Source organism: Streptomyces sp. NPDC006368, assembly GCF_040612535.1.
GTDB lineage: Bacteria > Actinomycetota > Actinomycetes > Streptomycetales > Streptomycetaceae > Streptomyces.
In genome coordinates this window covers 1-9,901 of the sequence record NZ_JBEXQK010000072.1, presented here as the reverse complement: position 1 = coordinate 9,901, position 9,901 = coordinate 1, and the positions used below count along the sequence as shown (strand labels likewise).

The following is a 9,901-nucleotide window of genomic DNA, read 5'->3' as shown; positions in this document are numbered from 1 at the left end:
TCCGAAACCGGCCCTGACCTGCGACTCTTTCGAGTCGGGACGACAGGATTTGAACCTGCGACCCCTTGACCCCCAGTCAAGTGCGCTACCAAGCTGCGCCACGTCCCGATGCGCGCGTCCCCCGGCTTGTCGCCGTGGTGAGCGCGCAGGAAGACTTTACCTCACTCCCGGCGCAGGACCGACTCCCGGGCCTGCAGCGCCCGGGTCGCCAGGGTGTCCGCGCCGCAGGTGGTGGCCAGGTCGGCGGCCTTGGTGAGCTCCGTCGGGGAGCCCAACGCGAGGCCGTAGTCGTACCGGGCCAAGGCGTGTTCGTACGCGGACGGGGACGCCTCCAGGTGGTGGACGGCCCGCGCGAGGAGCCGGACGGTCTCGTCCGGGCGGGCGAAGAGGGCCGCGCAGCGCAGGGCCTCCCCGATGGCGGTGTCCGTGCCGAAGCGTTCGGCGCGGACGCGGGCGTATCCGGCGAGGCGGGCCGCGCGGGGCCGGTCCGTGGCGGCCAGAGCGCGGGCGAGGTCGAAGGCCCAGGGCGCCCAGACGCCGTTGTGGCGGTCGCGGCGCTCCAAGGCGCGGCCGACCGCCTCCAGTTCCGCCACGGCCTCGTCCGCGCGGCCCTCGGCGAGGAGGAGCCGGCCGAGCACGCAGGGCCCGTCGGGCAGGACCATCGCGCTGGGCCAGGGCGCGCCGAAACCGTAGCGGTCCGCGACCTCACGCGCCTCGGTGACCCGGCCGCGGGCCAGCAGCGTGTCGATGAGCAGGCAGGTGGCGTCCCACTGGACGGCGAGGCCGGTGCCGACGCGGTCGGCCAGGCGCAGGCCCTCCCGCAGGAAGCTCTCCGCCTCGATGAGCCCGCCGCGGCGGCGGTGGACCATGCCGAGGAGCGTGTGGGCGAAGGCCAGGTGCGCACCGGACCAGCCGGAGATCTCGAAGGCGCGCACCGCTTCCTCGAACATCGCCTGGGCCTCGTCCGGCCGGTCCGTGAAGGCGTACGCGATGCCGACCATGGCCGGTGTCTCGAAGCCCCACTCGGTGTCGGTCCAGCTCAGCCCGGGCGGTGTGCGCCCGTCGATGAGGGAGCGCTCGCACAGCTCGTGGACGAGGCCGGCGTTCTCGCCGCGCAGCATCGCGTCGAAGGCGCGCAGCGAGAGCAGCGCGCGTTCGGCGTTGTCGGTGCCGCGGAGGTGATCGGCGAGGTCGGCGAGGCGCCGGGAGCGGCCGGCTCCGTCGTCCTCGGCGGCCTGGAAGGCCTCGTACATGAACTGTGCGGCCTGGAGCCGCATCCGGGCCGGCCCCGGCTGCGTCCGAGCGGCCTCGGCGGCGACGGAGAGGGCCGCTTCGCGCAGTTGGTTGCTGTGGGCGAGGGCCTGGGCGAGGCGGCAGGTGGCGTCGGTGCGCAGCGCCGGGTCGAGGCCGGGCAGGTCGAGGGCGGAGCGCAGATGGCGCACGGTGGCGGGCGGTGACGTGAGGAGGGCGGCGCAGCCCAGCTCGTACAGCACCTGGGCGTACGAGTCGGGGGACGGCGGTTCCTGGAGGGCGCGTTCCAGACAGCGACGGGCGGCCGCGGGGGCGCCGACGGCGAGGTGTTCGCGGGCGGCGTCGCGCAGCTGGGTGACGACTTCCTCGTCGTCGTCCGGGTGGATTTCCAGCAGGTGGCGGGAGGCCGCGGCGGCGCCGAGGCCGGCGCGGGTGACGGCCCAGGCGGCCCGGCCGTGCATGGCGGTGCGGGTGGCGGGCGGGATGGAGCGGTATATGGCGGTGGCGATCAGGGGGTGGACGAACTCCAGCGGGTCCGAGCCGGTGACGATCCGGGCCTCCCGCAGCCGCTGCGTACAGCTCGCCGCCTCTGCCGGGGTCATCCCGGCCAGGGTCGCGGCGAGCGCCTGCGAGATGTCGGTGCCCAGCACGGCGGCGGCCCAGGCGAACCGGGTCGGGCCGGTGCCGAGCCGCTCCAGCCGGGCGACGAGTCCGCTGCCGCGGGCGGAGGCGGCCAGGCCGCGCAGCAGGGGCGCCGACGGCCCGACCGGGGCGAGCATCCGGTCCTGGACCTTGGCGAGCAGCTCCACCGTCTCGTACGGATTGCCGCCGGTGACCGCCCACACCTCCCGGCAGAAGGCGTCGTCCGCCTCGTCGCCGAGGGTGGCCCGGGCCAGTTCGGCGGTGGCGTCGGAGGTGAGGGCGTGCAGGGCGACCCGCAGCCGGGCCCCCTCGCCGAGCTGGTCGAGCAGGGTGGAGGCGGGCTCGGTCCTCACCTCGGGGCGGTGGGCGAGGATGACGAGGAGCGGCAGGGCGGGCAGGCCGACGGTGAAGGAGGCGAGCCAGGCGAGCGATTCGGCGTCCGCCCAGTGCGCGTCGTCGATGAGCAGCACGAGCGGGCGGTGGCGGTGGCGCTCGGCGAGCCGTGCGACGACCCAGTCCAGCCCGTCCCGTACGCCCTGGGGATCGGCGAGCGGCGCGCTGGGGGCGGCGACGCCCAGGGCCGGCGCGGTGATGTCGTACCAGTCGCCGAAGAGCCGCCGCAGCTCCTCGTCGTCGTAGACGGCCAGGGCGGGCTGCAGCAGCTGGCGTACGACGTGGAAGGGCACGGAGGTGGTGGTCTCCCCGCCGCGCGCCCAGCGGACGGTGCAGCGGTCGTCCGCGCGCCGGCGCACGGCGTCGAGCAGAGTCGTCTTGCCGATGCCGGCCTCGCCCCGGTAGATCAGCAGCCCGCCGACGGCGGCGCCGTCGCAGAGCGCCTCCACCGCCCGTGCGGCGGCGGCGAGCTCCGGCTCGCGCTCCAACAGCGGTGACGACAGCCGGTGTTCCGGCCCGGACGGCAGCATCGCCTTACCTCCCCACAACACCCGGATGTCTTCGGGAGCGAGCGTAACTCCGCACCGGGGGTGACGGACACGGTTGGGTCCGCCCCCGTCGGAAGGGTGACAATCGAACCGTGAACAGGACGCGAAGGGACCGTGACGCCGACGGGCGCGCTCGCAGCGCGCGCCCCCGTGACGGGCTGGGCCGGCCGCTGCCGTACGGGGCTCCGGGCGTGGAGCGGCAGCCGGAGGGTGTGGAGCGTGCGCCGGAGGAGACCCTGCGGGAGGCGCAGCGGCTGCTGGACGCGGGGCTGCCGTTCCACGCCCACGAGGTGTTCGAGGACGCCTGGAAGTCGTGCGGCGAGGAGAGCGAGCGGGAGCTGTGGCGTGGGCTCGCGCAGCTGGCGGTGGGGCTCACGCACGCGGCGCGTGGCAACACCGCGGGCGGGGCGCGGTTGCTGCGACGCGGCGCGGACCGGATCGGCGCGGGGCGCGGCCACGTGGATGGGGTCGGCGTGGGCGGGATCGGCGCGGACAGGGTCGGCGCGGACGGGATCGGCGCGGACGGGATCGGCGCGGGGCGCGGCCACGCGGACGCGGAGCCGTACGGAATCGATGTCGGCGGCCTGGTGGCGTGGGCGCGTGAGCTGGCCGGGCGTGTGGAGGAGCACGGGGCGGTGGACCCGGTCGCCGAGGCACCCAGGCTGGGCCCCGACGTCGGGACCGGGCCGGATCGCTGAGCGGGGCGGCCCTGTCCGCCTGGGGCGACCCCGAGCTGAGCTCCCGGGAACGCGCCAGGGCACGCGAGTGCGGTGCGATCCACCAGCTAGGCCCCCAGCCGGCCCGGGTCAGGTGCGTGCCGGGCCTCGGGTGAGCGGTGGACCCCCGTGGGCCGCATCACGACGTCCTGCCTCGGATCGAGCCGCAGCCCCGGGAAGCGGCGGGTGAAGAGCTCCTAGGCGAGCCGGAGTCGGGCGCGGGGGTGCGGAGCCGGGCAGCCGTGGGTGCCGTGCCCGAACGCCACGTGGCGGACCGGCCGCCGGGTGTTGGCGATCGCGCTGAAGCGCGTCGAGCGGGTCCACGCGGCGCCTTCCGCGCGGTACGGGAGGGCGCGGACGCGGTACGGGCGGTGCGGGAGGTGCCGGCGCGGCACCGCGGTGCGGGAGGTGCCGACGGTACTGCGGTGCGGGAGGTGTCGGCGGTACCAGGCGCGGAGGCCCGGCGGCGCGGTACGGGACGGGCGTGTGGGCGGGGCCGGGGTGCGCGCGGGGCGGTCCGGCCATGGTTCCCGGCGGGCGCCGCGCCGGGAAGGGCACTACCGCGGCCGGGCGGAGCCCGCGACGCCCAGCGCGGGCAGGATCACCGCTTCGAGGAGCCCGGGCAGGGCGTCCTCGTCGCCGAACCGGTCCTCGAAGAGCCGCTCGACGCGCAGGACGCCGAGGAAGCAGGGGGCGACGAAGCCGAGGGCCGGGTTGCCCGCGTCGATCTCGCCGCGTTCGACGCCGCGCCGGAGCATCGCGTCGAGGGCGGCGACCTCGGGTTCGATGACGGTTTCGCGCAGCGCCCGGCGCAGGTCGGGGTGGAGGAGGTAGGCCTGGCCGACGGCCTCCATCAGCTCGGCGTCCCGGCCGCGGCGGGTGGCGGCGGCCTCGGCCGCGGCGCGCAGGTCGCCCGCGACGGAGCCGGTGTCGATGTCGGTGAAGAGGGTGCGGCGGCTCTTGGCGAGGGCGGCGGTGACGAGCTGCGACTTGGTCTTCCACTGCCGGTACAGGGTGGCCTTGCCGCATTTCGTGCGGGCGGCGACGCCCTCCATGGTCACCGCGTCGTAGCCGCCGTCGCGGAGCAGGTCGAGCACGGCCGCGTACAGCTCCTGCTCACGCTCCGGGGTGATCTTGCTGCGCCGGGCGGCGGCCGTGGCGGCCTGCGTGGACATCGGTTTCTCCCCGCGGACAGTGGAGGGCAGGTACGAGTGGCTGGCTGCACGTACGAGAGTAGGCCCCGCCCAATCGAGACGCAAACGTATCGAGACGTTTGCGTCTCGATAAAATCGGATCTACGCTTCCTCCGCTTGCTTACTTTTTGAACCGTCAAAGGGGCCGGAGACATGCCTGCCGGGATACGTCCTGCCGGACCGGAGACGACCGCTCCCCCACGGCCGCCCCTGGTGCGCGAGTTGCTGCTGGTGACCGCGCTGTTCCTCGTCTACAAACTCGGCCGGCGGCTCGCGAACGGGCACGAGGCCCGCGCCTTCGACAACGCCGACCGTGTCTGGCACGTCGAACGGGCCCTGCACCTGCCGGGCGAGGGCTGGGTGCAGCGCCTGCTCCTGCACGACGGGACGGTCGTCCACCTGGCCAACACGTACTACGCCGCCGTCCACTTCCCCGCCACCGTGGCCTTCCTCGGCTGGCTGTACTGGCGCCGCCCCACCCATTACCTCTGGTCCCGCCGGGCGCTCGCCCTGCTCACGGCCGCCGCGCTCGCCCTTCACCTGCTCGTGCCGCTGGCGCCGCCCCGGATGTTCGCCGGGGCGGGGCTGATCGACACCGCGCGGGTCTACGGTCCGTCGGTGTACGGCGCGGCGCCCGAGACGGACACGATGGCGAACCAGTTCGCGGCGATGCCGTCGCTGCACGTCGGCTGGGCGCTGATGGTGGCGATCGGGCTGATCACCGCCACGCGCGGCCGGTGGCGGCTGCTGTGGCTGCTCCATCCGCTGCTCACGCTGCTGGTCGTGGTGGGCACCGCCAACCACTACTGGCTGGACGCGCTCGTCGTCGCCGTGCTGCTGGGCGGCGCCCTCCTCGTCGTACGCGCCCCCGGGGCCGAGGTACGCCGGCCGGTGCCGATGCGGGTGGTGCTGCGATGAGGGCAACGCTCCTCGCGGTGCTGCTGTCCCTCGCCTCGGCCGCCGGCTACGCGCTGGCCGCGGTCGTCCAGTCACGGCTCGCGACCGGGGCCGGGGCCGAGCGCCGGTCCGGGCGCCGATCCGGGCCGGACGCCGCGAGGGCCGTGGGGTCCGCGAGGGCCGTGGGGTCCGCGGGGGTCGTGGAGGTCGGTTCGCCGGGGCGCGGTGGGCTGCGGGCGCTGCTGGCCCGGCCCTTGTGGTGGTGGGCGGTCGGGCTGAACGCCGCGGGTGCCCTCACCCATGTCGTGGCCCTGCACTACGGGCCCCTCACCCTGGTCCAGCCGCTCGGCGCCCTGACGCTGGTCGCCGCGCTGCCGGTCGGGGCCTTCTACGAACGGCGGCGGGTGACCCGGGCGGAGTGGCGCGGCGCGCTGTGGACGCTGGGCGGGCTTATGGGCCTGGTCGCGATGGTGGGCCCGGCGACGCCGGGTGACGCCCTGTCGCTGCCCGAGGCGCTGGCGGTGACCGCGGTGACGGCCCTGCTGATCGCCGTGCTGGTGCGCGGCCAGGGGCAGGGCACGGGGCGCGGCCGGAGCCTGGACAGGAAGCCTGGACGCGGCCTGGGACTCGCCATGGCCTCGGGTGTCGCGTCCACCGTGGGGTCGGCGCTGACGCAGACGCTCACCGCCTCGCTCGCGCGTCAGCTGCCGGGCGGGCCTCTGGCCGGGTGGCAGACGGCGCTGCTCGCCGTGCTGGTCGCCGCGTTCGCCACGGGCGGGCTGCTGCTGTCACAGGTCGCGTACCGGGGCGGGCTCGCCGCACCGCTCGCGGTGGTCAATCTGTCCAACCCGGCGGCCGCCGCCGTCATCGGCGTGGCGCTGCTCGGCGAGACGTTCCGCGCGGGGCCGGTCGGCTGGCTGGTGGCGGCCGTCTCGGCGGCCGTTGCGGCGCGCGGGGTGGTCCTGCTGACGACCGGTCAGCCAGGTCCGGTGCCGGCCCCGGTGCCGGTGCCACGGGCCCCCGAGCCGGACCCGGATCCGCTCACCGCGTGAGCAGCTCGACGAGGACGGCCGCGTGGCTCAGCTCGGGCCGCTTGGACGCGGTGAGCAGCGTGAGCGGCCCCTTCCGCGCCAGCTCGCGCAGCCGGTCGAGCGCCTCGGCCGCCTCGGGCTCGGCCAGCTCGGCCTCGTACTGCCGCCGGAACTCCTCGAACGCCCCCTCGGACGTCCCCTCGGCACTGTGGTACCAGCGGCGCAGCTCGGTCGACGGCGTGACGGACTTGGGCCATTCGTCGATGTGGGCGTCGGCCTTGGACAGGCCGCGCGGCCAGAGCCGGTCGACGAGGACGCGCACCCCGTCGTCGGGTCCGGGCGGGTCGTAGATGCGGCGGACCGTGGGGCGGGAGGCGGCGCGCGTCATGGTTCCAGGCTAGGCCTGTCTTCTCGACGCGGCCGGATGGAGCCGTACGGGCCGGGTCAGGCCGGGCAGGCCGTACGGGCCGGGTCAGGCCGCGCGCCCGGCTCGGCGCCCGAGACCCGGCCCCGCTCCCGCTCCCGCTCCCGGATGACGGGGACCGGGACGTGACGGCCCGGGATCCCCGACCCGGACCGGTCACGCGTCCTCTGCCGTCAGCCGCGCTCCCAGAGGGCCGGGACGGCCGAGGGGTGCCAGCCCGGCTGGGCTTGGTGCGACTGGATACAGCGGTAGGTGATGCCGTCGTACGTGACCCGATCACCGGCCGTGTAGACCTTCCCGACGCCCCAGGTGCCGCCCGCCTTGCCCGCTTCGGTCGCGCTGTCGGCGGTGGTCTTCAGCCTCAGGACGAACTCCTGGAGGAGCGGGTTGATGGGCTGGTGGAACGTCGTACCGCCGGAGGTGCAGTTGCCGGAGCCGCCCGAGGTGACGCCCTGGGCCTGGCTGCCGGAGACGTACGAACCGCCAGAGTCGCCCGGCTCGGCGCACACGGTGGTCCGGGTCATGCCCGTGACGGTGCCCTGGGGGTAGGTGACGCTCGCGTCCTTTTGCTCCACGGTGCCGCAGTGATACCCGGTGGTGGAGCCCGACCGGCAGATGGACGCGCCGACGAGGACCTCCGTGGACCCGGAGACCTCGACGTTGGTCTCGCTCTCGCCCTTGACGTACGGGGTCGCGGCCCAGTCGGCGTTGGTGGCGACCCACGCCATGTCCCGGCCGGGGAACATGGACGCCTTGAAGGCTCCTTGGGCGACCTTGTTGTAGCCGGTGGTCTCCGTGCCCGGCTCCCCGCAGTGGCCGGCCGTGGCGAAGCCCTCCTGGGCGCCGGACAGGACGGAGAACCCGACGGAGCACCGGCCGCCGCCGATGTAGTACGCGTCGCCGCCCCGGATGTCGTACGCCAGCGGGCGGGGCCGCTCGGCCGTCGTCCTGATGCGCAGGAGCGCGCGGTCGAGCCCGGTGGCGGTGATGAACGCCTCGGCCGCCGCCGAGCTGGTGGCCTCCAGGGTCACCGAGTTCGTACGGAAGTCGACGTACCAGACGGGCGCGTCGGCGGTATTGGTGGTCGTGGCGGCCTGGTCCAGCCGGGCCTTGGCGGCGTCGAGTTCGGCGAGGCCGTACCGTACGACCTCCGCCTCCGCGCCACCGGCCTTGATGACGGGGACGTCGGCGGCGTCGGTGGTGGCGACGGTGAGCGTGGCGGAGGTGGTGCCGCGCAGCCAGGCGCCCGCGAAGCGCGCGCCCAGGGTGTTGCGCAGCCGGCCCGCGATGGCCCCTGCCTCCGCCTCGTTGATGAGGCGCTGTCTGGCCTGGTCACGGGTGAGTCCCAGGTCGCGCTGCATCGCGCTCAGCAGTTGGGGAGCCGGCTTGTCGGCGCCGAGCGTCGCGGCGGCCGACGGCGCGACGGGGGGCGCCGGGGACTCGGCCGCGACCGCGGCGGGCAGCCCGGCCGGCACGAACGCGCCGGCCGCGGCCAGGACGGCGGCGCACGCGGCTGTGGCGTGTCTGTGGAGCATCAAGTGTCACCTCGGTTTCGGTGGGGGGAAGACCCGAACCGTAGGTGTTGCCGAAACACACGCCAGGAATGTCCGATGATCGGTTTATTAGGTGTTACGGGAGACGGGGCCTGCCGCCATGCGGCGTAACACGGCTATCCGAGTGCGGGGCGCGTCGGATTCCCCCTGGGGCGACGACCTGCCAACGTGTCACAACAGGCATGCCCGAGGGCTCGTCACGGGAGAGTCTCGGTGGCGGACAGCCCGCGCAACGCAGGTGCGGGCCCGGCGGGTTGGAGTTCAGCGCGTGCCCCGCGGTCACCGGGGGCCGCCGTTCCCCACCGTGGCGGCTCTTGTCCCGCCCTGACAGACGGGATCACGCGTGCTCGGACGACTGCGCGCCCTCACCGCCGCCCTGGCGGTCACCACGATCATGTGGGTCGGCACCGCCCAGGCCCGGGCCCAGGAGCGGCCGGGGCTCAGGTCCAGGCACGGGCGCAGGAGGGGGCTCAGGGGCGGGCCGACGCGCCGGCGAAACGCGTTCACAACTCCATGCAGTTCGCTCACCCCGGCTCCCCCGACGCCTTCTGCGCGATCGGCGCGGTCGGCATGGACGACTACGGGGGCAAGATAGCCATCTCGGCGGGGCACTGCGGCGGGGGCGCCGACTGACCAAGGACTCATGATCAGACCGGCATGGTGGGGATCCCCCATGGCGCCGTCAGCCCGAACGTCCTGAAGCCGGCGCTCGCCAACGAGCGCCTGCTCGGTGCCGGACTCTTGGACAACAACGAGCTGTGGTTTCCGGCCGGTTGGGCGTGTGGTACGGACGCATCACGAACAACTCCGGCGGCGTCCACCAGTCCCACGCCCCGCACAAGGCGGGCGACTCGCGCGGCCCGGCCATCTGGCACGTACCGGGCAGCGAGTACCCCTCCGAGGACAACGGAGGACGGGCCGAGAGGCCCTGGGACGGGATCACCAAGGCGCGCATCCTGGCATGGGGCTCCCGCCCTACGCCTACACCAGCCCGGCGAACATCCTCGCCGACCTGCGCGCCCGGGACGCCGCCGACCCCGCCGACGTCCATGGCGGGGGCTTCGCGGTGACTACCAACCCATAGCCGGTAGGCGATGGACCGGGCGGGTTCTCCGCACCCCCGGACACAGCTGTCCCGGAAAAAGATCAAGGGGCCGTTTCAGATCACTCTGAAACGGCCCCTGACCTGCGACTCTCACGAGTCGGGACGACAGGATTTGAACCTGCGACCCCTTGACCCCCAGTCAAGTGCG

General features: G+C 74.6%; 7 protein-coding genes, 1 tRNA gene and 1 pseudogene. 4 read left to right on the top strand and 5 right to left on the bottom strand.

The window, feature by feature from the left end:
* Window positions 1-34 precede the first annotated feature (34 nt).
* Together ABZZ38_RS29640 and ABZZ38_RS29635 are read right to left on the bottom strand one after the other, a co-directional pair.
* Window positions 35-108 (bottom strand) — tRNA-Pro (locus ABZZ38_RS29640).
* Between the two features lie 53 nt (window positions 109-161).
* A complete protein-coding gene (locus ABZZ38_RS29635) occupies window positions 162-2,816 on the bottom strand; it encodes an AAA family ATPase (RefSeq protein WP_356745505.1) in 2,655 nt (884 codons plus the stop codon).
* A gap of 110 nt (window positions 2,817-2,926) precedes the next feature.
* Here ABZZ38_RS29635 and ABZZ38_RS29630 point away from each other — a divergent pair.
* Window positions 2,927-3,265, top strand: a pseudogene (locus ABZZ38_RS29630) (DUF309 domain-containing protein); the annotation flags it as partial.
* A gap of 842 nt (window positions 3,266-4,107) precedes the next feature.
* Here ABZZ38_RS29630 and ABZZ38_RS29625 read toward each other — a convergent pair.
* Entirely contained in the window at window positions 4,108-4,725 is a 618-nt protein-coding gene (locus tag ABZZ38_RS29625; protein ID WP_356745503.1) for a TetR/AcrR family transcriptional regulator, read from the bottom strand.
* Window positions 4,726-4,896: 171 nt separating this feature from the next.
* On the opposite strand from ABZZ38_RS29625, the gene ABZZ38_RS29620 reads away from it, so the two are divergent.
* Together ABZZ38_RS29620 and ABZZ38_RS29615 are read left to right on the top strand one after the other, a co-directional pair.
* The gene (locus tag ABZZ38_RS29620) at window positions 4,897-5,661 is read left to right on the top strand and encodes a phosphatase PAP2 family protein (protein ID WP_356745501.1); all 765 of its coding nucleotides are present in this window, start codon (window positions 4,897-4,899) and stop codon (window positions 5,659-5,661) included.
* Complete coding sequence (locus ABZZ38_RS29615) at window positions 5,658-6,692, top strand: DMT family transporter (protein WP_356745499.1); 1,035 nt, start codon at window positions 5,658-5,660, stop codon at window positions 6,690-6,692. Before ABZZ38_RS29620 ends, ABZZ38_RS29615 begins: the two co-directional genes overlap by 4 nt.
* On the opposite strand, the gene ABZZ38_RS29610 is transcribed toward ABZZ38_RS29615, so the two are convergent.
* Both ABZZ38_RS29610 and ABZZ38_RS29605 read right to left on the bottom strand, forming a co-directional pair.
* Window positions 6,682-7,059: a DUF488 family protein gene (locus tag ABZZ38_RS29610; protein ID WP_356745497.1), complete on the bottom strand. Its 378-nt coding sequence runs from the start codon at window positions 7,057-7,059 to the stop codon at window positions 6,682-6,684. The genes ABZZ38_RS29615 and ABZZ38_RS29610 overlap by 11 nt on opposite strands.
* A 209-nt stretch (window positions 7,060-7,268) precedes the next feature.
* Window positions 7,269-8,630 carry a carbohydrate-binding protein gene (locus ABZZ38_RS29605; RefSeq protein ID WP_356745495.1) on the bottom strand — a complete coding sequence of 454 codons (1,362 nt, stop codon included), beginning with the start codon at window positions 8,628-8,630 and terminating at the stop codon, window positions 7,269-7,271.
* A 979-nt stretch (window positions 8,631-9,609) separates the two neighbouring features.
* Between ABZZ38_RS29605 and ABZZ38_RS29600 the strand changes: the two genes are divergently transcribed.
* Complete coding sequence (locus tag ABZZ38_RS29600) at window positions 9,610-9,732, top strand: hypothetical protein (RefSeq protein ID WP_356745493.1); 123 nt, start codon at window positions 9,610-9,612, stop codon at window positions 9,730-9,732.
* Window positions 9,733-9,901 lie beyond the last annotated feature (169 nt).

Bases quoted from the DNA above. Each gene is read 5' to 3' on its own strand.
- ABZZ38_RS29635 (WP_356745505.1), bottom strand. From the start codon at position 2,816: ATGCTGCCGTCCGGGCCGGAACACCGGCTGTCGTCACCGCTGTTGGAG.
- ABZZ38_RS29625 (WP_356745503.1), bottom strand. From the start codon at position 4,725: ATGTCCACGCAGGCCGCCACGGCCGCCGCCCGGCGCAGCAAGATCACC.
- ABZZ38_RS29620 (WP_356745501.1), top strand. From the start codon at position 4,897: ATGCCTGCCGGGATACGTCCTGCCGGACCGGAGACGACCGCTCCCCCA.
- ABZZ38_RS29615 (WP_356745499.1), top strand. From the start codon at position 5,658: ATGAGGGCAACGCTCCTCGCGGTGCTGCTGTCCCTCGCCTCGGCCGCC.
- ABZZ38_RS29610 (WP_356745497.1), bottom strand. From the start codon at position 7,059: ATGACGCGCGCCGCCTCCCGCCCCACGGTCCGCCGCATCTACGACCCG.
- ABZZ38_RS29605 (WP_356745495.1), bottom strand. From the start codon at position 8,630: ATGCTCCACAGACACGCCACAGCCGCGTGCGCCGCCGTCCTGGCCGCG.
- ABZZ38_RS29600 (WP_356745493.1), top strand. From the start codon at position 9,610: ATGGGGCTCCCGCCCTACGCCTACACCAGCCCGGCGAACATCCTCGCC.